At 68.8% G+C, this 26,390-nt stretch carries 26 protein-coding genes; 8 read left to right on the forward strand and 18 right to left on the reverse strand.

The window, feature by feature from the left end; translation table 11 throughout:
* Positions 1 to 29: 29 nt before the first annotated feature.
* Both BS329_RS06150 and BS329_RS06155 read right to left on the reverse strand, forming a co-directional pair.
* Positions 30 to 1,418, reverse strand: coding sequence for an FAD-binding oxidoreductase (locus BS329_RS06150; RefSeq protein ID WP_076156341.1), 1,389 nt, complete (start codon positions 1,416 to 1,418; stop codon positions 30 to 32).
* A gap of 19 nt (positions 1,419 to 1,437) precedes the next feature.
* Positions 1,438 to 2,922: an MFS transporter gene (locus BS329_RS06155; protein WP_076156343.1), complete on the reverse strand. Its 1,485-nt coding sequence runs from the start codon at positions 2,920 to 2,922 to the stop codon at positions 1,438 to 1,440.
* Between the two features lie 91 nt (positions 2,923 to 3,013).
* Between BS329_RS06155 and BS329_RS06160 the strand changes: the two genes are divergently transcribed.
* A complete protein-coding gene (locus BS329_RS06160; RefSeq protein WP_076156346.1) occupies positions 3,014 to 3,541 on the forward strand; it encodes a TetR/AcrR family transcriptional regulator in 528 nt (175 codons plus the stop codon).
* Positions 3,542 to 3,617: 76 nt separating this feature from the next.
* Here the strand turns inward: BS329_RS06160 and BS329_RS06165 are convergent, their stop codons facing one another.
* Positions 3,618 to 4,040, reverse strand: coding sequence for a PPOX class F420-dependent oxidoreductase (locus BS329_RS06165; RefSeq protein ID WP_076156349.1), 423 nt, complete (start codon positions 4,038 to 4,040; stop codon positions 3,618 to 3,620).
* Positions 4,041 to 4,264: 224 nt separating this feature from the next.
* On the opposite strand from BS329_RS06165, the gene BS329_RS06170 reads away from it, so the two are divergent.
* From BS329_RS06170 to BS329_RS06180, 3 genes are all read left to right on the forward strand, one after another.
* Positions 4,265 to 4,783, forward strand: a complete 519-nt coding sequence (locus BS329_RS06170; protein ID WP_076156352.1) for a MarR family winged helix-turn-helix transcriptional regulator — start codon at positions 4,265 to 4,267, stop codon at positions 4,781 to 4,783.
* 1 nt (position 4,784) lies between these two features.
* Positions 4,785 to 7,049 (forward strand): MFS transporter, encoded by a 2,265-nt coding sequence (locus BS329_RS06175; RefSeq protein ID WP_076156355.1) that lies wholly within the window; start codon positions 4,785 to 4,787, stop codon positions 7,047 to 7,049.
* A gap of 150 nt (positions 7,050 to 7,199) precedes the next feature.
* Positions 7,200 to 7,871: a DedA family protein gene (locus BS329_RS06180; protein WP_076156358.1), complete on the forward strand. Its 672-nt coding sequence runs from the start codon at positions 7,200 to 7,202 to the stop codon at positions 7,869 to 7,871.
* 70 nt (positions 7,872 to 7,941) lie between these two features.
* Here the strand turns inward: BS329_RS06180 and BS329_RS06185 are convergent, their stop codons facing one another.
* The 7 genes from BS329_RS06185 to BS329_RS06215 form a co-directional block, all read right to left on the reverse strand.
* Positions 7,942 to 8,349 (reverse strand): VOC family protein, encoded by a 408-nt coding sequence (locus BS329_RS06185; RefSeq protein WP_076156360.1) that lies wholly within the window; start codon positions 8,347 to 8,349, stop codon positions 7,942 to 7,944.
* 184 nt (positions 8,350 to 8,533) lie between these two features.
* Positions 8,534 to 9,280 (reverse strand): SDR family oxidoreductase, encoded by a 747-nt coding sequence (locus BS329_RS06190; RefSeq protein ID WP_076156362.1) that lies wholly within the window; start codon positions 9,278 to 9,280, stop codon positions 8,534 to 8,536.
* A complete protein-coding gene (locus BS329_RS06195) occupies positions 9,277 to 9,924 on the reverse strand; it encodes a nucleoside/nucleotide kinase family protein (RefSeq protein WP_076156365.1) in 648 nt (215 codons plus the stop codon). The genes BS329_RS06190 and BS329_RS06195 overlap by 4 nt, the downstream gene beginning before the upstream one ends.
* On the reverse strand, positions 9,921 to 10,784 hold the full coding sequence (locus BS329_RS06200) for a PfkB family carbohydrate kinase (RefSeq protein WP_084749440.1): 864 nt from the start codon (positions 10,782 to 10,784) through the stop codon (positions 9,921 to 9,923). The genes BS329_RS06195 and BS329_RS06200 overlap by 4 nt, the downstream gene beginning before the upstream one ends.
* A 5-nt stretch (positions 10,785 to 10,789) precedes the next feature.
* A complete protein-coding gene (locus BS329_RS06205; protein WP_076156370.1) occupies positions 10,790 to 11,596 on the reverse strand; it encodes an ATP-binding cassette domain-containing protein in 807 nt (268 codons plus the stop codon).
* On the reverse strand, positions 11,593 to 12,582 hold the full coding sequence (locus BS329_RS06210; protein WP_076156373.1) for an ABC transporter permease: 990 nt from the start codon (positions 12,580 to 12,582) through the stop codon (positions 11,593 to 11,595). Before BS329_RS06210 ends, BS329_RS06205 begins: the two co-directional genes overlap by 4 nt.
* On the reverse strand, positions 12,579 to 13,595 hold the full coding sequence (locus BS329_RS06215; RefSeq protein WP_076156375.1) for a substrate-binding domain-containing protein: 1,017 nt from the start codon (positions 13,593 to 13,595) through the stop codon (positions 12,579 to 12,581). The genes BS329_RS06210 and BS329_RS06215 overlap by 4 nt, the downstream gene beginning before the upstream one ends.
* A gap of 128 nt (positions 13,596 to 13,723) precedes the next feature.
* Here BS329_RS06215 and BS329_RS06220 point away from each other — a divergent pair, with 128 nt between their 5' ends.
* The 3 genes from BS329_RS06220 to BS329_RS06230 all read left to right on the forward strand — a co-directional run bounded on the left by BS329_RS06220 (position 13,724) and on the right by BS329_RS06230 (position 16,297).
* A complete protein-coding gene (locus BS329_RS06220) occupies positions 13,724 to 14,758 on the forward strand; it encodes a LacI family DNA-binding transcriptional regulator (protein WP_076156377.1) in 1,035 nt (344 codons plus the stop codon).
* Between the two features lie 88 nt (positions 14,759 to 14,846).
* Complete coding sequence (locus BS329_RS06225) at positions 14,847 to 15,716, forward strand: LacI family DNA-binding transcriptional regulator (protein WP_076156379.1); 870 nt, start codon at positions 14,847 to 14,849, stop codon at positions 15,714 to 15,716.
* 47 nt (positions 15,717 to 15,763) lie between these two features.
* Entirely contained in the window at positions 15,764 to 16,297 is a 534-nt protein-coding gene (locus tag BS329_RS06230) for a GNAT family N-acetyltransferase (protein WP_076156381.1), read from the forward strand.
* A 91-nt stretch (positions 16,298 to 16,388) separates the two neighbouring features.
* Here the strand turns inward: BS329_RS06230 and BS329_RS06235 are convergent, their stop codons facing one another.
* Positions 16,389 to 17,396 carry a glycoside hydrolase family 76 protein gene (locus tag BS329_RS06235; protein ID WP_076156383.1) on the reverse strand — a complete coding sequence of 336 codons (1,008 nt, stop codon included), beginning with the start codon at positions 17,394 to 17,396 and terminating at the stop codon, positions 16,389 to 16,391.
* A 73-nt stretch (positions 17,397 to 17,469) separates the two neighbouring features.
* On the opposite strand from BS329_RS06235, the gene BS329_RS06240 reads away from it, so the two are divergent.
* The gene (locus BS329_RS06240; RefSeq protein ID WP_076156386.1) at positions 17,470 to 19,605 is read left to right on the forward strand and encodes a molybdopterin oxidoreductase family protein; all 2,136 of its coding nucleotides are present in this window, start codon (positions 17,470 to 17,472) and stop codon (positions 19,603 to 19,605) included.
* 70 nt (positions 19,606 to 19,675) lie between these two features.
* On the opposite strand, the gene BS329_RS06245 is transcribed toward BS329_RS06240, so the two are convergent.
* The 7 genes from BS329_RS06245 to BS329_RS06275 all read right to left on the reverse strand — a co-directional run bounded on the left by BS329_RS06245 (position 19,676) and on the right by BS329_RS06275 (position 26,270).
* On the reverse strand, positions 19,676 to 20,329 hold the full coding sequence (locus tag BS329_RS06245) for a TrmH family RNA methyltransferase (protein ID WP_076156388.1): 654 nt from the start codon (positions 20,327 to 20,329) through the stop codon (positions 19,676 to 19,678).
* 14 nt (positions 20,330 to 20,343) lie between these two features.
* Positions 20,344 to 20,736, reverse strand: a complete 393-nt coding sequence (locus BS329_RS06250) for a DUF2784 domain-containing protein (RefSeq protein ID WP_076156391.1) — start codon at positions 20,734 to 20,736, stop codon at positions 20,344 to 20,346.
* Between the two features lie 118 nt (positions 20,737 to 20,854).
* Positions 20,855 to 21,418, reverse strand: coding sequence for an orotate phosphoribosyltransferase (pyrE, locus tag BS329_RS06255; RefSeq protein WP_076156393.1), 564 nt, complete (start codon positions 21,416 to 21,418; stop codon positions 20,855 to 20,857).
* A 58-nt stretch (positions 21,419 to 21,476) separates the two neighbouring features.
* Complete coding sequence (locus tag BS329_RS06260; protein ID WP_076156395.1) at positions 21,477 to 24,011, reverse strand: ABC transporter permease; 2,535 nt, start codon at positions 24,009 to 24,011, stop codon at positions 21,477 to 21,479.
* The gene (locus tag BS329_RS06265) at positions 24,011 to 24,769 is read right to left on the reverse strand and encodes an ABC transporter ATP-binding protein (protein ID WP_076156398.1); all 759 of its coding nucleotides are present in this window, start codon (positions 24,767 to 24,769) and stop codon (positions 24,011 to 24,013) included. Before BS329_RS06265 ends, BS329_RS06260 begins: the two co-directional genes overlap by 1 nt.
* An 84-nt stretch (positions 24,770 to 24,853) precedes the next feature.
* A complete protein-coding gene (locus BS329_RS06270) occupies positions 24,854 to 25,348 on the reverse strand; it encodes a PepSY domain-containing protein (RefSeq protein ID WP_084749442.1) in 495 nt (164 codons plus the stop codon).
* Positions 25,349 to 25,502: 154 nt separating this feature from the next.
* Entirely contained in the window at positions 25,503 to 26,270 is a 768-nt protein-coding gene (locus tag BS329_RS06275) for an SDR family NAD(P)-dependent oxidoreductase (protein WP_076156401.1), read from the reverse strand.
* Positions 26,271 to 26,390: the final 120 nt, after the last annotated feature.

Consider the following 26,390-nt stretch of genomic DNA (forward strand, 5'->3'; position numbering starts at 1 on the left):
ATTTCGCCAGGAAAGCCCCGTTATCCCATTCAGAGGGAGAACATCGAGCCCGGGTTGAACAGGTTCCCCGGGTCGAGGGCCTGTTTGATCTGGCGGTGGACGCGAAGGCCGACATCACCGATCTCCCTGGCGAGCCACTCGCGCTTGATCCGGCCGATACCGTGCTCGCCGGTGACCGTCCCGCCCAGCGACAGGCTGACCTCCAGAATCGCGTCGAAAGCCTTCTTCGCGCGGGCGAACTCCTCTTCGGAGTCCGGCGAGTAGACGATCGTCGGGTGCATGTTGCCGTCACCGGCGTGGCCGACCACGGCGATCCGCAGCCCCACCTCTTCACTGATCCGCTCGCAGCCCGCGATCAGTTCGGCGATGCGGGTGCGCGGCACGCAGACGTCGTCGGTCAACCAGACGCCGTACAGTTCGAGCGCGGTGAGCACGACCCGCCGCGCCTGCAGCAACATCTTGCCCTCTTCGAGATCCTCGGTGGCGTAGGCCAGATCCGCGCCACAGTCGACGCAGATCTGTTCCAGTGCCGCGAGTTCCCGCCGCGCGACCTCGCCTCCGGCGTCGGATTGCCCGAGCAGCAAGGCTTTGCAGTCCGCGCTGGTGCCGAGGTCGGTCTTGAGATAGGCCTCGGCGGCCTTGATGGACGTCGCGTCCATGATCTCCAGCAGCGACGGCACCAGTCCTTCGCGCACGACTCGCGCGACGGCCTCGCCGGCGGCCTCCGTGCTGTTGAAGGCGGCGACGAGGGTGGAAGGCAGCTGGGGCAACGGTTTCAGCGCGACGGTCGCTTGGGTGATCACGCCGAGCGTGCCCTCACTGCCGACGAAGAGCCGCGCGAGGTCGTAGCCCGCGACGCCCTTCACCGTGCGGCGCCCGGTCTTCAGGAGTGATCCGTCGGCGAGCACGACTTCCAGCCCCAGCACGGAATCCGTGGTGACGCCGTACTTCACGCAGCACAGTCCACCGGCGTTGGTGGACAGGTTGCCGCCGAGGGTGCACCAGTCGTAGCTGGAGGGGTCCGGCGGATAGAACAGGCCGTGTTTCTCCACCTCGTCGCGGAAATCGAGGTTCACCACGCCAGGCTGCACGACGGCGAGGCGGTTGCCCTCGTCGATCTCGACGATCTGGTCGAGTTTGGTCAGCACCAGCACGACACAACCGTCGATCGCGTTCGCGGCGCCGGACAGACCACTGCCGGCGCCGCGGGGCACGATCGGCACTTCGAACTCCGCGCAGGCCTTGACCACGGCCTGCACACCCTCCACGTCGGACGGAAGCACCACCGCGAGGGGTTTGCCCGCCGCGGCGAGCGGCATCATGTCGCGCGAGTAGGCGTCCGTGACATCGGCGTCGGTGAGCACCGCGGCCTTGCCGAGATGCTCGCGGAGACGGGTGACCAAGGCGTCGTTGCTCATGCCTTCATCGTAGGCTCGATTAGATCCGCACTGCGGAACTTTTCTTCCGATTAAGCAGAATGTAGGCCTGAACACCTGTATAGACGAGCACGACCACGCCCGCCCATGCGGTGACATGCACACCCTGCGTGAAAGCCTCGCGAGCCGACTCCAGCAGCGCCTGCCCCTCGGCGGGGGCGAGCTGCTGCGCGGTGGCGACGGCGCCGCCGAGCGTGTCCCGCGCGGCCTCGGCCGTGCCCTCCGGCAGGCCGGACCGGTAGACCGCGGTCGCGACACTGCCCAGGATGGCGGTGCCTAGGGCGCCGCCCAGCTCGAACCCGGTCTCGGAGATCGCCGACGCGGCCCCCGCCCGCTCGGCCGGAGCGGCCGAGACGACCAGGTCGTTCGTGAGCGTCTCCGACAGGGCGACACCGCCCCCGAGCAGAGTGAACGACACCACGACGAAGGCGAGCCCGCCGCCGGACGAGACCTGCGTCAACGCCAGGAACCCGACAGCCGCGACCAGGAGACCGGCACTGACCAGCACGGAAACCCGGATCCGCTTCGCGAGCCATGCCGCGAGCAGCGCGCCGGCGATACCGGCGGCCGTCGCCGGGAGCATCCACAGCGCGGCGACGACCGGGGTCAGCCCGAGCACCAGCTGCAGGTACTGCGGCACCAGGAACAGCAGGCCGACCATGGCGAACACGCCGAGCATGTTCGTCACGACGGAGCCGCTGAAGGCGCGGTTCGAAAACAGCTTCAGGTCGAGCATCGGCTCGTCGAGGCGGTTCTGCCTGCGGACGAACAACACCCCGAGCGCGAGACCGATCAGGATGCTGATCGCGGCCTCCCACGTGAACCCGTGTTCGGCGATCAGCTTGATGCCGTAGACCACCGGCAGCATCGCGGCCAGTGACAGCAGCGCCGACAACGGGTCGAAGCGGCCCGGCTTCGGGTCACGCGCCTCCGGCAGCAGGAACGGCCCGACGACGAGCAGGATCAGCATCACCGGGACGTTGATGAGGAACACCGAACCCCACCAGAAGTGCTCCAGCAGCCAGCCGCCGAGCACCGGCCCGAGTGCCATCCCGCCGGAGAACCCGGCGCTCCACATCGCGATCGCGGTCCGGCGCTGCTTGGGGTCGAGGAAGATGCTGCGGATCAGCGACAGCGTCGACGGCATGAGTGTCGCGCCGCCGACGCCGAGCAGGGCCCTGGCGATGATCAGCATGAACGCGCTGGTCGAGAAGGCCGCGAGCACCGACGCCGCACCGAACGCCGCGGCACCCATGAGCAGCAGCTTGCGGCGTCCGATGCGGTCGCCGAGCGTGCCCATCAGGACCAGCAGGCCCGCCAGCATGAACGAGTAGATGTCGACGATCCACAACTGCTCCGCACCGGTCGGCGCCAGGTCCTCGGACAGGAACGGCAGCGCGAACCCGAGCACCGTCATGTCCACGCTGATCAGCAGCACCGGAAGCACCAGTACCGCCAACGCCCACCACTGCTTGCGCCCCGCCATGGCGCACTCTCCTCACTTAGGTAAACCGTCTGGACGGTACAGTTACCGCCCTGGTCGAAGGTAAACCGTCCAGACGGTATAGTCAACTGATATGGCGAAGCCCTCAGCGAAGGAACGGATCCTCGACTCGTACGAGGAGATCCTCATCGAACAGGGGCCCGGCGGCATCACGCTGGAAGCCGTCGCCGCGCACGCAGGAGTGTCGAAGGGCGGGCTGCTCTACCACTTCGGCTCGAAGGAAGCCCTGGTCGACGGCCTGGTGGAGCGTCTCGCCACCTTGTCGGACGAGGACATCGAGCACGCCCGAAAGGCACCCGAAGGTGTCGTTTCCTGGTACCTGCGCACCGCGATCACCGACGTCACCCAGCGCAAGCCACTGCATCGCACGACCATGGCGACGATCCGGATCATGCTCAGTGAGCCGCGGGTCTCCGAGGCCGTGCGGAGCTACAACCAGCGGGTCCACGACCTGATCAGCGAGCACGTCGGCGACCCGCTGACCGCCGAACTGGTCATCCTGGTGGGCGACGGCCTCTACCTGCGGGCGGCACTCGGCCGGGACGATCCGAGCCCCCTCCTCGACCGGATCGACGAAATCAAGGCCCGCATCCAGCGCTGACCCCCGCCGCGTTTCGTCCTCTAGTTGCGGTCCTTGCGCGCGCAAGGACCGCAACTAGAGGACGAAACGCGGCGGTCTACATCTGGATGCCGTACACGCGCTCGATCGGGATGGTCAGCAGCACGCGCTGGTCGGCGACCATGGCGTCCCGGAACTCGTCCCAGTCCGGATGCTCGCCCCGCGCCCGGCGGTAGTGGTCCACCAGCGCGTCGACCGTGGCGTCGTCCCGCGAGACCGCCGTCGGGGTCAGGACGGCCAGGCCTTCGACGACGACATAGCCGTTGCCGCTTTCGGTCGACACGTGGAAGGTCGCCCGCGGGTCGCGCCGGAGGTTCTTCGTCTTGGCGCGCGGCGCGGTGATCGAGATCAGGATCGCGCCGGCGTCGGCGTCGTAGAGGTAGTTGACGGTCGACATCTGGGGCCTGCCGTCACGCTTGATGGTGGCGAGGGTGCCGAAGTTGCGGTCGGCGAGGATCGCGTAGAGCGCGGAGTCGGTCATGACCCCATCAAAGCGCGAGCGGCCCAGGCGCGCTAAAAGCGCAGCTCAGCGCCCCAAGACGGGCGAACCGGACAAACATGCACGAATAAATGTGCTTGCATGCGGCAACTAAAGTGTTGTCCGACACACCAGATCACTTTCTCCTTGCGAGACTCCTCGGAGAGGAACATCCTTGCTCTAGGCAACTAGTTGCAGTGACCAAGCAACCGGCGAGAGAGACCCTCATGACACCCACGACACCCGGCACCAGGTCGAAGTCCGACCTCGATCTGGCCGACACCCTCGGGCACGAGCTCGTGCGGCTCGTCCGCCTGGTCAACCGGGCGAAGTCCCAGGTGTCCAAGCAGGGGCCGGACGGCATCGAGCGGGCCGCGTACGCGATCCTCTTCTGCCTCATCCACGTCGGGCCCCAGCGGACCAGCAAACTCGCCGAGTTCCTGCACTCCGAGATCTCGACCATCAGCAGGCAGTCGAGTTCTCTCGTCCAGCACGGGCTGGTCGAGCGCCTGGCCGACCCCGAAGACGGCCGCGCCTGCCTGCTCGCACCGACCGCCGAAGGACATCGGGTGTTCGAGGAGAACCGGAAGCAGCGGAATCAGTGGCTCGCCGAGGTTCTCGGCGATTGGTCCGACGAGGACCGGGAAACCCTCAACTCGCTGTTCCACCGGCTGAACGACGACATCGAAAAAACATCTCCACAGTTCGCCGACCCCGCGTCGGCGTCGAAGGCCAAGGGGGCCTGAAGTGAGTACCACCGTAGAAAGTCCACCAGCCGTCCATGAAGACGGTCCCCGGCTCAGTCACCGTCAGATCGTCACGATCCTGATCGGCCTGATGTCGGGCATGTTCCTGGCGGCGCTCGACCAGACGATCGTGGGTACCTCGATCGTCCGGATCGCGAACGACCTCAACGGGTTCGACCTCCAGGCCTGGATCACCACGGCCTACCTGATCACCTCGACGATCGTCACGCCGATCTACGGCAAGCTGTCCGACATCTACGGGCGCAAACCGTTCTACATCGCGGCGATTTCGATCTTCCTGATCGGTTCGATCGCCTCGGCGTTCGCGACCTCGATGTACGAGCTGGCCGCGTTCCGCGCGATCCAGGGCCTCGGCGCCGGCGGTCTGATGTCGCTGGCGATGACGATCATGGGCGACATCGTGCCGCCGCGGGAACGTGCCCGCTACCAGGGCTACTTCCTCGCCGTGTTCGGTATCTCCACCGTGCTCGGCCCGGTGCTCGGCGGGTTCTTCGCCGACTTCGACAAGCTCGGCAGCGTCTTCGGCTACGACATCGCGGGCTGGCGCTGGGTGTTCCTGATCAACGTGCCGATCGCGATCGTCGCGCTGTTCGTCGTCGCCCGCGTGCTCAACGTGCCGCACCAGCGCCACGACCACAAGATCGACTGGTGGGGCGGGCTCGCGCTCGTCGTCGCCGTGGTGCCGTTCCTGATCGTCGCCGAGCAGGGCAACAAGTGGGGCTGGGGCTCGCAGAACGCGATCATCTGCTACGTCATCGGCACCATCGGCGTGGTGGCCTTCATCTTCATCGAGAAGCTGATGAAGGACGCGGCACTGATCCCGCTGCGGCTCTTCAAGAACTCGACCTTCACGGTCGCGATCGTCGGCGGCGTCATCGTCGGCGTGGCGATGTTCGGCGCGATCATGATGATCCCGCAGTACATGCAGGTGGTGCTGGAGTTCTCGCCGACGGAGTCGGGTCTGCTGATGATCCCGCTGATGGCGGGCATCATGAGCGGTTCGATCATCTCGGGCCAGATCACCAGCAAGACCGGTCGCTACAAGGTGTTCCCGGTGGTCGGCACGCTGCTGATCGCGGCGGGCTCGTTCTTCTTCGCGCAGGTCGAGTACAACAGCGCGCTGTGGCATCCGCTGGTCGCGGCCGCGATCATCGGTCTCGGCCTCGGTGCCTGCATGCAGACGCTGATCATCGCGGTGCAGAACGCGGGCCCGCGCAGCGACATGGGCGTCTCGACCGCTTCGGCGACGTTCTTCCGGCAGATCGGTGGTACCGCGGGGGTCGCGGTGTTCCTGACGATCCTGTTCAACGTTCTGCCGGGCAACATCACCAAGGCGTTCGGCGGCAACGCGCCCACCGGAGAAGGTGCGGCGGCGCTGGGCGACATCCAGTCGAACACGAGCGGTATCGCGAGCCTGCCCGAGGCCATCAAGACCCCGGTGCTGATCGGCTTCACCGAGTCGATCACGACGGTGTTCTACGTGGCGGGCGCGGTCGCGCTGCTGGCGACGCTGGTGCTGATGTTCATGAAGGAGATCCCGCTGCTCGGCGGCTCCGCTCCTTCGGCCGCTTCGGCTCTCGAAGGCGGCGAGGCTCTCCTCGAAGAAGAGGAGCCCGCGCCTGTCGAAACGGCCTCCGAGAAGACGGTCGTGACAGCGCCCGTCGAGCCCGGCAAGCACGCGCTGACCAACGGCAACGGGGTCTACCGGGCGGGATCCGCGCAGATCAGCGGGCACGTCCGCCGGGACGACGCGACGAACGTCGCGGGTGCGGCGCTGACCCTGATCGACCACAACGGCAATCAGGTGGCCAGGACGCACACGAGCGAGAACGGCGTCTACTCGTTCGCCGGCATCGTGGGCGGCCGCTACACGATCGTCGCCAGCGGTCGCTGGTTCCGGCCGGTCGCGGCGACGCTGACCGCCACCGGCGCCGGGGTGCTGCGCCACGACGTCGAACTGGTCAGCACGATCCTGCTGAGCGGGGTCGCCCGCACCGACGGCGACCGGGTGGTGCCGGACGCGCGGATCACCGTGCTCGACTCTTCGGGCGGCGTCGCCGCCGTGGCGAGGACCGACGCGGAGGGCAACTACACGGTCAGCGACCTGCCCGCCGGGACGTACACGGTGATCGCCAGCGGCTACCCGCCCGCCACCAGCCGGGTGGAGCTCCTGGGCGGTGACCAGGCCGAACACGACGTCCGGCTGAGCTACGACCAGGCACTCGACGAACTCGTCGAACACTAGGGGTGAGTGTTATGAACGGACCTTTCATAACAAATCCTGTTATGAAAGGTCCGTTCATAACAGCTGTGGGGGGCGTGACCGGGACTTTCGGACACCCCGATCCCCTGGTTCGGCCGCGTGCGGTTCTCCGAGGACACGTAGGCTCGCGTCGTGAGTGAGGTGTACACCGAGGCCGCGGGCATCGGCGTGAGCTGGCTCGACACCGCCGGACCGGTGCTCGTCTGGGTGATCGTGCTCAGCTTCATCTTCGTGGAGTGCGCGCTGATCATCGGGCTGTTCCTGCCCGGCGACTCCCTGCTGTTCGCGGCCGGAGTCGTCCTCGCGCAGCACGGTTCCGACCTGAACGCCTGGCTGCTCTCGGCCGCCGCACTGCTCGTCGCGATCCTCGGCAACCAGGTGGGCTATTACATCGGCCGGTCGACGGGCACGAAACTGATCGCCCGGCGCGGCGGCAAGGTTCTGAACAAGCACAATCTCGAACGCGCCAGGGCGTTCCTGGACCGGCGGGGTTTCTTCGCCATCGTCGCCGCGCGCTGGATCCCGTGGATCCGCACGCTGGCGCCGCTCATCGCGGGAACCGCGCGGATGGATCCGCGCCGGTTCGCCCTCGCGACCGCGCTCGGCGGGCTGCTCTGGGTGCCGACGCTGGTGCTGCTCGGCTACTACGGCGCCGGTCTGCTGGACCAGCTTCCGTGGGTGAAGACGGCGGCCCTGTGGATCAGCATCGCGTTCTTCGTGGTGGGCACGGCCTACGGCGTGATCCGCTACCGCCAGGAGATGCGGCGCCCCGCCGACGAGGTCGAAGACCGCGCGACCACTTAGGCCGCGTCCGCCTGTGCCGTCAGGGGCCGCCCGGGCGCGAAGACCGCGAACATGACTTGCCGGACACGGCCTACGCGTCCGCCCAGATCTCCAGCTGGATGCCGTCCGGGTCACGGAACACGATGACCGAGGAGCCCGCCAGCGTGCGCGATCCCGTCGAAGGCGTGTAAACGACGCCGTACTCCGAGAGCCGCGCTTCCCATTCGGCCAGCTCAGACCGCGAAGAGACCTTGAACGCCACGTGGTCCAGACCGGTCCGCCGTTCGTCGAACCGCGGTCGTTCGGTGTCCTGATGTTCGACGAGCACCACCGCGAAACCCTCGCTCGGCGAGCGCAACACGACCTTCCGCAGCCCCGTTTCGGGGTCTTCGCGACGCGTGAACTCCTCGAGTTCGAGCACTCGGGCGTACCAGGGCACGCTCCGGTCCACGTCGGTCACGGTGAGTGCCAGGTGGTGCACAGACATGAGCTTGGACATCGGGGATGACCGTCCTGATCAAGAGCTTGGGGGCGCCCCCAGGGTGACACAGGGGTCTCCGGCGGCGAGGTGATCCGCCGACTTCCCACATGAATTGTGATATCCGCCGGGAAACAGTGTTAAAAAGTGGCTGAACCGCACGCGGACCCGATATCCGCTCGTGACCGGTCCGTGGCCCCGGCTGTCAACGCCCTCCGCCGACGGTCAGCACCGTCCCGGTGATGTACGACGCGGCCGGGGAAAGCAGCCACAGCACGGCTTCCGCGACTTCGCCGGGTTCTCCCGCCCGTCCCATCGGGATGGCCGGGGCGATCCGGTCGAGGCGATCGGGCATTCCCGCCGCCGCGTGCAGTCCGGTGTGGATCATGCCGGGCGCGACCGCGTTGACCCGGATGGATTCTTTCGCTACTTCTTGCGCGACACCGTAAGTCATCGTTTCGACCGCGGCCTTGGTTCCCGCGTAATGCACCCATTCGCCGGGTGATCCGGTGCGCGCGGCAGTGGAGGAAACCGTCACGATCGCGCCGCCCGCGCCGCCGTACCGGGTGGACATCCGGCGGATGCCCTCGCGGACGCACAGGAAGACACCCGTGATGTTGACGTCCACCACGCGCCGGACGACGTCCACCTCGTACTCGTCCAAGCGGCCGGGGGTGTTGCCGGTGATGGCCGCGTTCGCGACCACCCCGGCGAGCGGGCCGAGTTCGACGGCCGCGTCGAACAGCGCCACCACGTCGTCTTCGGACGCGACATCCCCGCGATGGGTGATCGCCTGGACGCCGTGTTTCCGGACGCGCGAAGCGACGGCTTCGGCCGCTTCGGCGTCGCCCGCGAAGTTGACGACGACGTCGTGACCGCGCGCGGCGGCGAGTTCGCAGACCGCCGCGCCGATGCCCTTGCTGCCGCCCGTGACGATGAGAACACCTGTCATATGGCGAAGTTAACCAGCGGGAGGTTCTCCAGGACCAGATCCGCCCGGCCGCTGGTGGACGCGATCAGATCGGCGTTGCGCTGGTCGGAGCCGAGCGCGCGACGGCGGGCGTCGACCAGCGAACGGCCGTAGCGGCGGTGCCTCGACACGAGCCGCTCGATGCGCTCGGGTTCGTCCGGCGCGAGGAACCACGACTCGGCGAGGATCGGCTTCACGCCGCTCCACGGGTCGTCCTGCATGAGCAGGTAGTTGCCTTCGGTGATGACCAGCGGGACGTCCGGGGTGACCGCGACGGCACCGGCGATCGGCTCCTCGATCTCCCGGCGAAACTCGGGCGCGTAGACCGTCTCGCGGCCTTCGGCGAGCCTTCGCAGCAGGTGCACGTACCCGGCGGCGTCGAAGGTGTCCGGCGCGCCCTTGCGCTCCGCGCGGCCGAGGCGCTGCAACTCCACTTGCGCGAGGTGGAAGCCGTCCATCCCGACCACGGCCGCCCTCGTGCCCAGCGCCTTCGCCAACCCCCAGGCCAGCGTCGTCTTGCCGGACGCGGGGGCGCCGACGATGCCGAGCACGCTGCGCTGTCCCGGCTTCGCCAGCGTCTGAGCCCTGCTCAACAGGTCCTCGAACACCGGAGGCATGGCTGTCATGACAGTCCTTTCTTCGCGACCGCGGCCGTCCACGACCTCGGTCCTTCATGCCGCACCCGTTCGGCGGCCACCTCGTTGGCGAACTCGATCCAGCCGGGGACGTCCCCCGCGCCCCTGGCGACCGCGTACGCGAAGGCTCCGTGCCAGACGTCGCCCGCCCCTAGCGTGTCACGCGCCCGGGTGACGGGAACGGGGATCTCACCGGAGCCGTCCGCCGCCGACCAGCGGACCGGCTCGGGGCCCGCCGTCGTGATCACGACCGGGACGCCGTATTCGCGCGGGTCGTCCCCGCGGTACAGCGACGAGCACGCGGCGATGTCGACCAGCGGCAGGAGTTCTTCGAAGACCGGCTTCCAGCTCCCCGCGTCCAGCACCACCGGCACCTTCCGCTCCCTTGCCCAGCGCGCGACCTCCAGTGCGACCTCCGGATGGTGCCCGTCGAGGAGCACACACCCCGGCAATTCGTCCTCTAGTTGCGGTAGTTGCGTGTGCAAGGACCGCAACGAGAGGACGAATCGCGGAGAGGCGTGAGCGTTGCGCGAGACGACGGTGCGCTCGCCGTCGGACTCGCGCACGACGATGGCGCTGATCGCGGGCGGATCGGGCAGTTCGGGATCGAGATCGACGAGGTCGACGCCGTGCGCCTCCAGGTCGGCGCGGGCGAGTGCCGCCAGCGGATGCGCACCGGCGACCGTCAGGAGCGTCGCCCCGGCACCGAGCGAGGCCACGGTCACCGCCGCGTTCGTCGCCGGCCCACCGGCGGCGACGTCCATCGACAGCGAACGCACCTTCTCACCCGGCGCCGGGAACTCGGCGACGCGCTGGACCTGGTCGACGGTGCACAGTCCCGCCAGCAGCACCCTCACTACAAGCCCGTGTGGACGGCTGAAGCGACCTCTTCGACTTCGCCGTTCTCGCCGAGCTTCAGCGCACCCGTGAGCAGGCCGACGACCTGGTTCATCGTGTGTGTCTTCGGCGAGACGACCGCGACGCGTTTGCCGAGGCGGTGCACGTGGATGCGGTCGGCGATGTCGAACACATGCGGCATGTTGTGGCTGATCAGCACCACCGGCAGGCCGCGTTCGCGGATCCGGTTGATCAGGTCGAGGACCTTGCCGGATTCGGCGACGCCGAGCGCGGCGGTGGGCTCGTCCATGATCACCGCCTTGGTGCCGAACGCGGCCGCCCGCGCGACCGCGACCCCTTGGCGCTGCCCGCCGGAGAGTGTCTCCACCGGCTGGGTGATGGACTTGATGTTGATGCCGAGTTCGTCCAGGATCCGCTGCGCGTCGGCTCGCATGGTCGCGGTGTCCAGCTTCCTGAACAGCTGTCCGAAGAGGTCCTTCCGCCGCTTTTCCCGGCCGAGGAACATGTTCGACGCGATGTCGAGCGCGGGCGCGACGGCGAGATCCTGATACACCGTCTCGATTCCGTAGTGGCGAGCGTCCAAAGGGGACTTGAAGTGGACAGTCTCACCGTCCACTTTGATCTCCCCGGCGTCCGGGATCACCGCTCCGGAAAGGGCTTTGATGAGGCTCGACTTACCGGCGCCGTTGTCGCCGACCACGGCGAGGACCTCACCGGGGAACAGTTCGAAGTCGGCGCCGTCGATGGCGGTCACCCGGCCGTAGCGTTTGACGAGTCCCTGAGCGGACAACGTCGGCGTCTTCATGACTGCTGCCTCCTCGCGAAACGGTCGACGCAGACGGCGCCGATCAGCAGGGCACCGGTGGCGACGTCCTGGTAGAGCGCGTCCACCCCGAGCTGGGTCAATCCGGACCGCAGGACCGCGACGACCAGCGCGCCCATCATCGTGCCGAGCACCGAACCCCGGCCGCCGAACAGGCTCGCGCCGCCGAGCACCACCGCGGTGATGGAGTCGAGGTTGCCGAGCTGGAAGGCGTTCGGATCGGCGTTCGGCACGCGGCCGAGCGCCTGCCAGGCCGCGATCCCGACGATCACCCCGGCGACGATGTACACCGAAAGGATCGTGCGGTTGACCTTGATCCCCGACAGCCGGGCGGATTCCGGTGCGTTGCCGACCGCGTAGACGTGCTTGCCCCACGGAGTTCGCGTGAGCGCGTACCAAAGTCCCAGGTACATCAGCAAAGCCAGCGTCATGCCGTAGGTGATCGGGATGCCGCCGAACAGGTAGCGGCGAGTGCCGAGCCATTTGAGGAGTGCGTCGGCGACCGGGACGGCCTGGCCGCTCGCGAACAGTTTCGCGGCCGCGGTGAGCACCGTCAGCAGGCCGAGCGTGACGATGAACGGCGGCAGTTTGATCCGGGTGACCAGTGAACCGGTGACCATCCCGATCACCACCGTCGCCACGATTCCCAGCAGCAGCGCCCAGATCCCGGACACGCCGCCGACCACGAGCTTCGCCATGATCAGCGTCGCGAGCACCATCGCGGCCGCGTTGGCCAGGTCGATCCCCGCGGTCAGGATGATCAGCGTCTGCCCGAGGGCGAGCGTGCCGACCACCAGTGACTGTTGCACCACGAGGGAAAGGTTGTCGAGATCGAGGAAGGTGTCCGTCGAGAGGGAGAACACCACGATCGCGACGAGCAGGGCCAGCGTCGGCCCGACGGCCGGTGCGCGCAGGAAGAACTCACCGATCGTCGGCCGCTCGTTGCCCTTGAGGGTCGAGGTGGTCATTTCGTCCCCCAGCAGTTCTCGAGGCCCCACTTGGTGTCCTGGCTTTCCACGCCGGGGATCGGCTTGTCCGTGATCACCGCGGAACCGGTGTTGACGAACCCGCTCGGTTTCTCGCCGGTCTTGGCGTACTCGACGGCGGCGAGGACGCCCTGCTCGGCCATCTTCTTGGGGAACTGCATGACCGTGGCGGCGTACTGGCCGTCGCGCACGTTCTTGACGCCTTCGCAGCCGCCGTCGATCGAGCCCATCACGATCTGGTTCACCAGGCCGCGGGCCTGGAGCGCGGCGTAGGTGCCGCGGCCCATCGGCTCGTTCATCGTGTAGACGGCGTTGATGTCAGTGGTGCGCTGCAACAGGTTCTCCACGCCCTGCTGAGCCAGGCTCTGGTCGCCGTTGGCAGGCGTCTTGCCCTTGATCTCCGGCGAGGCGTCGGTCAGCCCGATGCCCTTCAGGAAACCGGTGTGCCGCTGAGTGTCCACAGTGGATCCGGCGGTGCCGTCCACCATGAACAGCTTCGGCTGCTTGCCGGCGAGCACGGCCTTGACGTACGCGCCCTGCTGACGTCCGGCCTCGAAGTTGTCCGTGGCGAAGGTGGCGTCGACGGCGGTGTCGGGCTCGGTCGCGGTGTCGAGCGCGATGACCAGCACCCCGGCCTTGCGGGCGCGGTCGATGGCGTCGAGCACGCCGGTCGAGGAACTCGGCGTGATCAGGATGGTGTTCGCACCCTGCTGCATGAGGTTCTCGATGGCCCGGACCTGGCCGTCGTTGTCCCCGTCGAACTGGCCGGCGAGCGCGCTGAACTCGGCGCCGTTCGCTTCGGCGGCGGCCTTGGCCGCCGCTCTCAGTTCGACGAAGTAGGGATTGGTGTCGGTCTTGGTGACCAGGCCGACCTTGGCCTTGCCACCGCCGCCCGCGTCCGAACCGCCACCCCAGTGGCGTTCGACGGTGCACCCGGCCGAGGTCACCGCGAGCGCGGCGGCCATGGCGAGCGCTGAGAGACTGCGCTGTCTCATGGGGGATGCCCTCCGATTCAAGGCTGTCCGTGATGGACCGGAAGGTAGACAGGGTTATGCTCACTCGCAAGCGTTTGCGCAAACGCTTGCCCCAGACTCTCTCGACAGAGCACTCACGAGGATTGGTAATGCCGCCGTCTCGCTCGTCCCGGCCCACCCAACGCGACATCGCCGAGCTGGCGGGAGTCTCGATCACCACGGTTTCCCACGTGGTCAACGGGACGCGAGCGGTGGCGGAGGAGACCAAACTGGCCGTCCTCCGCGCGATCGAGCAGACCGGCTACACCGGCGACGCCATCGCCCGCTCGCTGGTCACCGGCGGGACGAGGTCGATCGGCGTCGCGATCTCCCTGATCGCGAACCCGTACTTCGCCGTCTTGATCCAGGCGATCGAACGCGAGGCCGCGCTGGCGGGATACACGGTCTTGCTCGCGGACACGCACGACACCGTCGACACCGAACGTGAGACCGTGCGGACCCTGCGCTCCCGCCGGGTCGACGGACTGCTGATCACGCCGTCGCCGGGCGACGGTTCGGTGATCGGCGAACTCGTCTCCCTGGACGTCCCGACCGTGCTCATCGACCGGCTCTCCACCCGCATCGACGTCGATCAGGTCGGCGCCGAGAACATCCAGTCGACGTCCGCGCTGACGGCGCATCTGGCGTCGCTCGGGCATCAGCGGATCGGCATGATCAGCGGCACGGCCGGGCTGAGCACCAGCGAAGAGCGGATCCTCGGTTATCGCTTGGGACTCGGCCGTTCGGGTTTGACCTGGTCAGAGGACCTGGTCGCCTGCGGGCAGTCCTCACAGGCGGGCGGGGCCCTCGCGTTGAGCACGCTGCTCGCGCTGCCCCAGCCGCCGACGGCGCTGGTGGTCGCCAACGACACCATGATGGTCGGAGTGCTGCACGAGCTGCGGCGCCGGGGCCTGCGCGCCGGGATCGACCTGCCGGTGGTGGTCTACGACGACGTCGAGTGGGCCGATCTGGTCGAGCCGCCGCTGACCACGATGGCGCAGCCGATCGAGGAGATAGGCACACAGGCGGTACGCCTCCTGCTGGCCAGGATCAACGATCCCGCGCGCAAGGCCCAGACGATGCGGATTCCGCCTACGCTCCGCCATCGGGCGTCCTGCGGATGCGCGCTCGTTCACTCACATTGATGATTGTTGGCAGACTTTCCGCTCTCGCGGCCGAGCCAAGCGCCGTCAGCCGTTACCTTCATTCAAGCTCGGATGAAGGCGTGGACCGATGACCGCATTGTCCCCGGCGTTGCCCCTGTGGGAGGACACCCCTGTCACCCACCGGTTCGGGGTGGCCATGGCGATGCACGCGAACCCGTATTCGGGTGAACTCATCCGCGCCATCCGCCGCGCCGGGCGCCGTCACGGTTGCGAAATCACCCTCGCCGACACCGGGGACAGCGTCGCCGAAGAGGCCGCGGTCATCCGCGCGCTGCGGGCGGACCGCGTCGATGGCGTCCTGCTCGTGCCGGCGGCGGGCGACGACGCGGTGATCAACGGACTGGTCCGGATGGGCGTGCCGACCGTGCTCGTCGACCGGATGGCCGGCCGCAACGACGTCGACCAGGTCGGCTCCGAGAACATCCAGGCCGTGTGCGCGCTCGTGCGGCACCTCGCCGGGCTGCGGCACCGCAAGATCGGCTTCATCGCCGGCGAAGAGGACATGACCATCTACGAGGAGCGGGCGCTGGGTTACCGGCTCGGCCTCGGGCGGAGCGGCATCCGGTGGACGTCGCAGCTGGTCGCGGGCGGGCAGTCGACCCCGGGTGGAGCGGCCGCCGCGACGGCGAAGCTGCTCGACAGCTGGCCTTCGCCGACCGCGCTCGTGGTGGCGAGCGAGGCGATGATGATCGGCGTCCAGTACGAGGCGCACCGTCTCGGCATCCGGGTCGGGCGCGACCTCGCGATCGTCGGTTACGGCGACATGGAGTGGGCGGGGCGGGTGAACCCGGCGGTGACCACGATGGCGCAGCCGATCGAGGAGATCGGGCGCAAGGCCGTCGAACTCCTGCTGGCCCGGATCACCGACCCGGAGCGACGACCCGAATCCGTACGGCTCGCGCCGCGCTTCATACACCGTCAGTCGTGCGGCTGCTGAGTCACAACTCGCTGGTCAGAACGCCGCCGCCGGGTGAAGATGGCGGAATGACCGAGCTGTGGACCGTGCACACCGCCGACCTCGACGCCGCCGTGCTGGAAGCGGCACGCGCCCTGCTCGACGACGCCTTCGACGGCGACTTCAGCGAAGACGACTGGGAAAACGCCCTCGGCGGGATGCATACGCTGATCTGGGAGGGCGGCGAACTGATCGGGCACGCGTCACTGGTCCAGCGGCGGCTCGTGCACGACGGGCGGGCCCTGCGGACGGGTTACGTCGAAGCGGTCGCCGTCCGGTCGGACCACCGGCGGCGTGGTCACGGCGCCGCGATGATGGACGCGCTGGAGCGGGTCCTGCGGAAGGCGTACGCCCTCGGGGCCCTTTCGGCGTCCGACGAGGCCCTGGAGTTCTACGCCTCGCGCGGCTGGCTGCTGTGGCGTGGGTCTTCGTCGGCCATGACACCTTCGGGTATCGAGGCGACGAAGGAGGACGACGGGTCGATCCACGTGCTGCCGGTTGGGGTGACCCTCGACCTGGACGGGGAGATCACCGCCGATTGGCGCTCCGGCGACGTCTGGTGACCCGCAAGTAGTCCTCTACTTGCGGCTTGCCCCCACTTGCGCTCGGTCACCCCACACGAGCGCACGCAACTAGAGGACTACTTGCGTGCGGTCAGGTCAGGGTGGCGGCGGCCTCCAGGAGCATCCACGCGCTGATCTGTACGGACAGGTCACGCTCAGGCGCGTCGGGAGCCAGGGGCAGCGAAGGCGCCGGAGTCGCCCAGTCGGCGCTGAAGAGCGGCCCGTGTGGCGTCTCGGTGGCGCCTGCCCAGCAGGCGTCAGCCGACCGGATGACCAGATCGCGCGCCACCCCGCTCGGCAACAGCGGCGCCGCGAGCGCCAGATACCGCGCCAGGATCCCGGCGAACAGGCCGCCGTCACCGTCGCCTTGCCCCCGGATCACGCCGTCCGGCGCGACGTGTTCCGCGACCGCGTGGATCGTGTGCTCCACTCTGTCCACTTCGGACAGTTCGAGGCAGGCGCCGAGATAGACCCCTTGGCAGTACGTGAAAACATGCTTGACCAGCTCGCCTGAGTCGACGCGCAGGCCGTCCCACACCAGTCCGGTCTCCGGATCGACGAGCCGTTCGGTCATCCACTCGGCCAGGCCTTCCGCGTGCTGCGTCGAGCCTTCGCGGGCGTGGAAGATCGCGGCCGGGCCGTTCGCGGGCGCGTTCTTGAACTTGTCGCCGACGCGCCACCAGATCCCGCCGCCCGCGTCGTCGGTCCAGCCTTCGCGCAGCCGTGAACTGATCGCTTCGAGGCCGCCGCGCACGTCCAGCCCGAGGTGCCCCACGCGTTGCAGCGCGAGGCCGAGCCAGGCGATGTCGTCGTAGTAGTCGTTGATCCACTTGCCGAAGTTGCGCAACCGCACGGACAGCACGAACCTGTCGATCAGCTTCAGCCGATCCGGTGAGGGATCCCGCAGTTGCGCGTCGACGAGGGTGTCCAGCAGATGCGCCTGCCACCAGTAGTTCCAGTGCCAGTGGACCCGCTGCCCCGCCGAGGGCGGCCAGCCGCTGCGGCCGAGCACGGTCCCGGGCAGTCCCCATACCCGGCGCAGATGCCGGTCGCGGACCGCGTGCTCGGCGGCCGCGGCCCGGTCGGCGAGAGCGGTCATCGCGTCATCATCCCTTGCCCGGTGACATACCGCTCAGTATGTTGAGGAGGTCCCCGAACCCGCGAGGTGCTTCATGACCACGGCGCACGTGACCTGCCCGCTCTGCGAAGCGACCTGCGGCCTGGAGGTGACGATCGACGAGAAGAACCTGATCACCCGGGTGCGGGGTGACCGCGAGGACGTCTTCTCGCAGGGGTACATCTGCCCGAAGGGCGCCTCGCTCGGCGCACTGCACCACGACCCGGACAGGCTCACCGCACCGCTGGTGAAACGCGACGGCGAGTTCGTCGAGGTCACCTGGGACGAGGCGTTCACGGAGATCGACAACCGGCTGCGGCCGATCATCGACGAGTACGGCAAGGACGCCGTCGCGGTGTACTCGGGCAACCCGACGGTGCACAACGCGGCGCTGGTGCTCTACGGCCGCGTGTTCTTCAAAGCCTTGGGCACCAAGAACTTCTACACCGCGACCACGGTCGACCAGATGCCGAAACACTTCTCGTCCGGCTACCTGTTCGGCGACCCGCAGACCATCCCCGTCGCCGATCTCGACCGTACTGAGCACCTGCTCATCCTTGGCGCCAATCCGTTGGTGTCCAACGGAAGCCTGATGACCGCGGCCGACGTCCGCGGCAGGCTGCGCGGGATCCAGAAGCGCGGCGGCAGGATCGTCGTCCTCGATCCGCGCCGCACGCGGACCGCGCAGCTCGCCGATGAGCACCACGCGATCCGGCCCGGCACCGACGCGTTGTTCCTGTTCGCGCTGGTCAACGTCCTGTTCGCGGAGCACCGCGTCAATCCCGGTGAGCACGTGAACGGTGTCGAGGAGGTCCGTGCGCTCGCGGAGCCGTTCACTCCGGAGGCGGTCGCGCCCGCGACCGGGATCGACGCGGCCGAGATCCGCCGCATCGCGCTCGACCTGGCGGACGCCGGACGCGCCGCGGTGTACGGCCGGATGGGGACCACGACCCAGTCATACGGCACCATCGCCAGCTGGCTGGTCGACGTCGCCAACACGCTCACCGGCAACCTCGACCGCGAGGGCGGCGTGATGTTCCCGCTGCCCGCCGCGTGGAAGCCGCGACGGTCGTCACCGTTCACCAGCGGCCGCTGGACGAGCCGGGTGCGCGGGTATCCCGAGGTGCTCGGCGAACTGCCGGTGGCCACGCTCGCGGACGAGATCGAGACGCCCGGCAAGGGCCAGATCCGGGCACTGGTGACCATCAGCGGCAACCCGGCGCTGAGCACGCCCAACTCCGCGCGGCTCACGGAAGCGTTGCGGCAGCTGGACTTCATGGTCTCGCTCGACGTCTATCTCAACGAGACCACCCGGCACGCCGACGTCATCCTGCCCGGACCGTCACCGCTGGAGCGGCCGCACTACGACGTCGCGCTGTACACGCTCGCCGTGCGCAACGTCGCGAACTGGACGCCTGCGACCCTCGACACGGACCTGCCGCAGGAGTGGGTGACCCTGCTGCGGATGGCCGGGATCGCCGCAGGCCAGGGCCCGGACGTCGACGTCGCCGCCTTCGACACGATGGTCGCGGGCGAGACCGCGCGGCGCACCGGCGTCGAACTGTCACTCGCCGAAGGCCGCACGGGACCGGCGCGGATGATCGACCTGATGCTGCGCGGCGGACCGTACGGGCTGAAACTCGCCGACCTCGAAGCCGCGCCGCACGGCATCGACCTCGGCGCGCTGAAGCCACGGCTGCCGGAGGTGCTCACCACCGCGAGCGGGAAGGTCGAACTGGCGCCGGACGCGATCACGAAGGACGTCCCGCGGCTGCGCGCGGAACTGGACAAGGCGCCAGACGGCGGTCTGCTGCTGATCGGACGGCGGCATCTGAGCTCGAACAACTCCTGGATGCACAACCTGACGCCGCTGGTCCGCGGCGGGAACCGGTGCACCGTCCAGGTTCACCCGGACGACGCGTCCCGGCTCGGGCTGACCGACGGCGGGCTCGCGTCGGTGACGTCGCGGGCGGGGAAGCTCGAAGCGCCGGTCGAGGTCACGGACGACGTCCGGCCCGGCGTGGTGAGCATGCCGCACGGCTGGGGGCACGACGTCGACGGCATGCGCACGAAGGTCGCGACGGCGCACGCCGGGGTCAACTCGAATCTGGTCGCCGACGAGACCCTGCTCGACGTCCCCTCCGGGAACGCCGTCCTGAACGGGATCCCGGTGGAGGTCGCCCCGGTCTAGCCCGCGTTTCGTCCTCTAGTTGCGGTAGTTGCGCGTGCAAGGACCGCAACTGGAGGACGAAACGCGGGGGTCACCAGGCGGTGGTGAGGTCGGCGTGTTGCCGGACCCAGGCGTGCATGACGATCCCGGCGGCGACGCCGGCGTTGATCGAGCGCGTGGTGCCGAACTGGGCGATCGAGACGACCAGCGACGCGGTCTTCTGCGCCTCGGACGAAAGACCGGGGCCTTCCTGCCCGAACAGCAGGACGCACTCGCGGGGCAGTTCCGCGGTCTCGACGGGCTGTGAACCGGGGGTGTTGTCGACGGCGACCACGGCGAGCCCCTCCGCGGCGGCGAAGGTCAGCAACCCGTCGACGTCCTCGTGGTGGAGAAGGTGCTGGTAGCGGTCGGTCACCATGGCGCCGCGCCGGTTCCAGCGCCGCCGCCCGACGATGTGCACGGCGGCCGCGGCGAACGCGTTCGCCGTCCGGACGACGGTGCCGATGTTGTGATCGTGCTGGAAGTTCTCGATCGCCACGTGGAACGGGTGCCGACGGGCGTCCACATCGGACACGATGGCCTCGCGCCGCCAGTAGCGGTACGGGTCCACGACGTTGCGGCGGTCACCTCCCGCCAGCAGCTCGGGGTCGTACCGCTCGTCCGCGGGCCACTCGCCCTCCCACGGACCGACGCCGACCTCTTCCCGCGCCACCCATTCGGTGGGGCCGGCTTCTTCCTCAGTCACTCGGTGATTGTCACTCAGCCCATGCTGACGCGGTGCGCCGGTGCGTCCCCGTCGTGGTGGCGGTGCCGCCAGCGCTGGACCGTGCCGACGTAGGAGACGATCACCGTCGCCATCGCGATCACGACGACGAGCGGCAGCATCGAGCGCGGGAACACCGTGTCGTAGAGGTAGTAGGCGTTGAAGCCGCCGGGCAGGTCGCCGAGGCCCTGCTGATGGCGGAAGTAGTTCTCGGCCGCTGTCAGCGGGCAGGGCCAGGGAAAGACGTTGACGAGAACACCCCATGCGGCGAAGAACACATGCGCGAAGATCACCTTCGGCCACCGCCACGCGAGAAAACCACCGAATCCGATGAACAGCAGCGCCAAAATATGTACCGCGACCGTCATGTTCGCCAGGAAACCCGCCACGTCAAGCCCCCTTCCACACCCCTACCAGCGACGCTACCCCTTTCGCCTTGAGAAACACTCACGAAAAAACGGGGCATCCTCCGTTCGTACGGAGGATGCCCCGTTCGGGACGCTTTACTCAGGACAGACCGAGATCGTCCTTGTTCAGAATGTAACGGTATTCGAGGCCTTCCTTCTCGATGGCCTCGCGCGCTCCGGTGTCCCTGTCGACGACGGTCGCGACGCCGACCACGTTCGCCCCCGCGTCGCGCAGCGCCTTGACGGCGGTGAGCACGCTGCCCCCGGTGGTCGAGGTGTCCTCCACGGCGAGCACCCGCTGCCCCAGCACCTCGACGCCTTCGATCTGGCGCTGCATGCCGTGCGCCTTGGCGCCCTTGCGGACGACGAACGCGTCGAGCACGACACCGTCGGTGGCCGCGGAGTGCAGCATGGACAGCGCCACCGGGTCCGCGCCGAGGGTCAGGCCGCCCGCGGCGACGTAGTCCCAGTCGTGCGTGAGCTGCCGGAGCAGCTTCCCGATGAGCGGTGCGGCCGCGTGATGCAGCGTCGCCCGCCGGAGATCGATGTAGTAGTCGGCTTCCTTGCCCGAAGACAAGGTCACCTTGCCGTGCACGACGGCCAGTTCGCCGACCAACCTGGCCAGTTCGAGTTTTGCCGCTTGATCAACCCCGGGGTACGCCACGGCCGAGAGTCTTACACACGGCTCGTGGCGCACGACCGGGGTGTTTCCCGCACCGCGCTCAGTCACTGCCCGACGTCACGGCGTCCACGGCCTGGCCGCGGGTCGCCGCCCAGGCCGGGACCAGGGTCGCCGCCAGCGCGAGCGCCGCGGCGATCCCGACGATGGTGAGGTAGATCAGCGGAGAGCCCATCGGCAGCAGCGAATCGGTCGCCACCAGGCAGAACGGGACGATCGCGCCCGCCGAGACGACGGTGCCGAGCACGATCCCGATCAGCGCGACGAGCCCGCCTTCGAAACCCGCCATCCGCAGCACCTGCGCCCGGGTGGAGCCGGTGAGCCGCTGGAGACCGAACTCACGGCGCCGCCGCACGGTGGCCATCACCAGCGTGTTGGCCACCGAGATCACCGTGTAGGCGATGATCATCCCGACCAGCAGGTAGTTCACCCAAGCGCCGACGGCCTGGTCCGCGGCGTGCGCCGCCACGAGCGCGTCCCGGTCGCCGACGGACACCGGTTGCCCGGCCGTCGCCTCGCGGAGCCGTTCGGTCAGCGCGGCTGGATCGACGTCCGGAGTGGCGCGGACGAGGATCTGCCCGGCGAGCCCGGCGGTGGTGTGCGGCGCCAGGAGGTCGGCCGGGAGCAGCAGGCTTTCGAAACCGGGGCGCTGGCTGGTCACCGCGACGACCTTGACGTCGACAGCGGCGCCGTCGCCGAGCCTCAGGCTCAGCGTGTCGCCGATGCCGCGAGAGAAGTCCTTCGCGAAGACGTCGGGCAGTGCGACACTCCGGCCGGTCAGTGCCTTGAGGTCGCCCTGGGTCACCGCGGTGTCAGTGGTCGCTCCGGCACCCGACGCGGTGAGGCCGATCGCCGGCCGTCCCTCGTCGGAGTCGTCGTACGGCGTCTCGAGGAACACGGTGCTGGTGACGTACTCGGACGCTCCCGCGACCCCGGGCACGTTCTGGATCCGCTGGACCAGCTCCGGGGACAGCCCACCGGCGGCCGAGCCGATCACGGCGTCGGCGCGGACGTCCTCGGTGAACGCCTGGTTCGCCAGTTCCTGCTGGGTGGTCTGGAGGTAGATGTTCGCGGTCGCGATCCCGACGGCGAGCATGATCGGGGTGACCGCACCGGCGGCCCGGACGATCCCGGCGCGGGTGTTGAGCACCGCGAGGCGGCCGTCGATCCCGCCGAGCAGGCGCATCGGCCACTGCAGGACCGCCGTCATCACCTTCGCGACACCGGGTGTGATCATCGCGACGCCGAGCGCCCAGAGGATCACCGCGGGCCCGGCGGTGCTGGCCGCGATCGGGCCGGTCATCACCGCGACGGTCACGATGGCGAGCGCGGTGCCACCACCGAAGCAGAGCACGGCGAACACGACCCTCGTCGGCGTCAGCCAGCGGCGGGTGACCGCGGCCTCGGCGAGTGCCTCGGTCGGCCGGATCTTCCCGGCACGACGCCCGGCGAAGAAGGCGGCGATGAACACCGCGAGCATCGCGGCGCCCGCGCCGACCACGGCGGGCAGCCAGCCCTGGTAGAACCGCAGAACCCCGGGCACCACACCGTTTTCGACCAGTTGCCCGAAGAGCCATTCACCGAGGAACGGGCCGAGGACGGCGGCGAGCGCGGTGGCGAGCAGGCCGACGGCCAGCGCTTCGCCGAGCACCATGCGCCGGAGCTGGCGCGGGGTCGTGCCGATCGCCCGCATCAACGCGAGTTCCCGCGACCGCTGCTGGGTGGACAGGCTCAGCGTGCTGGCGACGACGAACATCGCGACCATCACCGAAAGCCCGCCGGACACCGCGGCGATGACGATCAGGTTGGCCCCGCTCGAATCGGCCTCGGGAAACTCCGCGACACCGCGATCGATGCCACTCAGGACGGTCGTCCCGGCCGCGGCTTCGGCGACGCTCGCCCGCACCGCTTCGACGTCGGCGCCAGGTTCGGTGAAGACGCCGATGACGTCGGCTTTGCCCGGATAGCCGGAGAGCCTGGCGGCGTCGGCGGCGAAGAAGAACACGGCGGCCCGCGTGATCGAACGCGGAGCACCGGCCACCCCCGAAACACGGAAGCTTTCGGTCTTGCCGCGCGCGGCGATCTCGACGCTGTCGCCGGGCTTCATCCCCGACGTCGACTCGACGACGATCTCGCCCGCGGCGGGCGCGGCACCCGCGGCCAGCGTGTACGGGGTCAGCGCGGCGGAATCCCAAGCGTGGCCCAGTGCGGGTTTCCCACTCGACGCGAGCGGGAAGCTCACTTCACCGACGACGTCCGAGACACCGGGCACGGAACGGATCCGGGAGATCAGGCCGTCGTCGAGCCGGACCCGCTCGGGGAGCCGTGCGCTCTCGGACTTTTGCTTGTCGTCGGGGTCGAGGGAGGCCGGGTCCGTTTTGGGCATCTCGAAGATCTGCGCACCGGTGACGAGGATCGGCGCGGCCGCGAGGCGCTGGGGTTCGGCGTTGCCGCGGATACCGGTCTCCATGAGGCCACCGCAGGAGGCGACGATCAGCGCGCCGAAGAAGACGGCGATGAAGGTGCCGATGAAGCCGCCCTTGCGCAGGCGCAGGGTTCGGAAGGCGAGTCGCAGCATCACGCACCCGCCCGCGCCGGGCTGCCCCAGGCACCCAGGTGGATCATGCGCTCGGCGACGACGTCCGCGGTCGGCGCGTGCAGTTCGTCCGCGATGCGGCCGTCGGCGAGAAAGATGACGCGGTCGGCGTACGAGGCGGCCATCGGGTCGTGGGTCACCATGATCACCGTCTGGCCGGTGCTGCGGACCGAATCACGCAGCAGCCCCAGGACTTCGGCGGCGGTGCGGGTGTCGAGCGCGCCGGTCGGCTCATCGGCGAAGACCACCGCCGGCCGGGTGACCAGTGCCCGCGCGATCGCGACGCGCTGCGCCTGCCCGCCGGAGAGTTCGCCGGGAAGATGCTTACGGCGCCCCGAAAGCCCGACGCGGGTGAGCATCTCCTCGACGACGCGGCGGTCCGGTTTGGCACCGGCGAGCTGCTGCGGCAGCGTGACGTTCTGCTCGACGGTCAGCGCCGGAAGCAGGTTGAAGGCCTGGAAGATGAAGCCGACCCGGTCGCGGCGCAGCTTCGTCAGCTTCGTCTCGCTCATCCCGGCCAGCTCCTGCCCGTCGAGCACGACGGACCCCGACGTCGGCCGGTCCAGCCCGGCCGCGCAGTGCAGGAAAGTACTCTTGCCCGAGCCCGAAGGGCCCATCACGGCGGTGAAGCCGCCGCGCGGGAACGCCAGCGTCACCCCGTCCAGGGCGATGACGCCCTTGCCGTACTCCTTGCGGACGCCGTCGAGCCGGACCGCGTCACCGTTCCACCCAGTGTTCATGGGGAAAACCCTAGGAATCCCAGGTCGGAAGCACCCTGGGGCGAACGTGCGTTTCCGGGGTAGGGCGCGCCCTACCTCACCTGCTCAGCGAGCCGCCCCGGTCTTGGCGTCCACGTTGACTTCGTGCTCGATCCCCTTGCCGTCACGCAGCGCGACCTCCCAGACGAGGGCGCCGTCGGTGGCGCGGTCGATCTCCATCTCGTCGAGTTCACCCGGCTGACGCTGCTGCGCGGTTTGCAAGGCCTTGACCGCGTTGACACCGGCCTGTTCGACCTTCGCCAAGTCGTCACTCGGTTTGGCCGCCGGCTGGTCGCCGAGGATCTGCCCGCCGTCCCGGCTCACGCGTACTTTGTGTTCCTGCCCGCGTGACGCGACCTTGATCTCCCACCCGTCGTTCGAGGGCTCCACGTCGAAGACCCGCCCGTCGGGCACGGCGCGCGCGGCCGCTTCGATCGCCTTCACCGGCTGCGCGCTTTCCGTGCCCGGGACCGGTGCCGTCGGGCCCGCCGGCTGCTCGGTGGAACACGCGGCCAAGGCCAGCGACAGCACCCCGGCCGCGACAAGACGTGATGACCTCATGATCGACGGATACCCGCCCGGCACGGGCCCGAATCGTCAACCGGCCGGACGGCACCGTGGGGTGATGGTCTCGCCCGGTATCCGCCCCCGATGCCTGACCGCGTCCCCACTGTGGACTTCGGTGCGTTGGACGATCCGAAATCCACCCGGTCCCTCAGGTGCGGCCCTTGCCGCCGAACCCGCCGCCGAGCTTGCGCAGCACCGCCCTCGGCAGCAGGCCGCCGACCGCCACGATCGCCTTGTACCGCAGGCTCGGCACCGAGATCACCTTGCCACGGCGCAGATCCGCGAGCGCCTCGTCCACCACCTGCTCGACGCGGAGCCAGAACGCCTTGGGGCCGGGCTTGTCCAGGCCCGCCCGTTCGTGGAACTCCGTGAGGGTGAAACCGGGGCACAGCGCCATCATGCGGACGTTCTCCGGGAGCGAGGCCGCGATGCCCTCGGTGAACGACGTGACCCAGTTCTTGCCGGCCGTGTACGTGGAACCGCGTCCGCTGAAGAAACCGGCGACCGAGCTGACGTTGATGATCGCGCCTTCGCCGCGTTCGATCATGCCCGGCAGCGCGGCGCGGGTCAGCCGGAGGACCGCGGTGACGTTGACGTCGAGCTGACGCTGCAACGCGTCCGGCGGAATGGTCCAGAAGTCGCCGTTGAGCCCGAAACCCGCGTTGTTCACCAGGAGATCCACCGGTTCGTCGGCCAGCCGGGCCTCGACCGGCCCTCGTCCGTCCACTTCGGACAGATCGGCCGGCAGGACGACGACGTCGACGCCGTGCGCCTCGACCAGCTCCGCGGCGAAGCCCTCCAGCCTGTCGACGTCACGGGCGACGAGCACGAGGTCGTACGCCTCGGCGGCGAGCCTGCGCGCGAACTGCGCGCCGATGCCGGCGGTGGCGCCGGTGATCAGGGCGGTTTGAGTCATATCGGAAACCTACTCGCCGGTCGGGCCCGGAGAGGCTCCTTCCGCGGCATCGACCTCGAACTCACGTCTCCGAAGGAAGAACCGGAGCCGGACAAACGGGCGTAAATGTCACCCACCGCG

This window comes from Amycolatopsis coloradensis (assembly GCF_001953865.1).
Lineage (GTDB): Bacteria > Actinomycetota > Actinomycetes > Mycobacteriales > Pseudonocardiaceae > Amycolatopsis > Amycolatopsis coloradensis.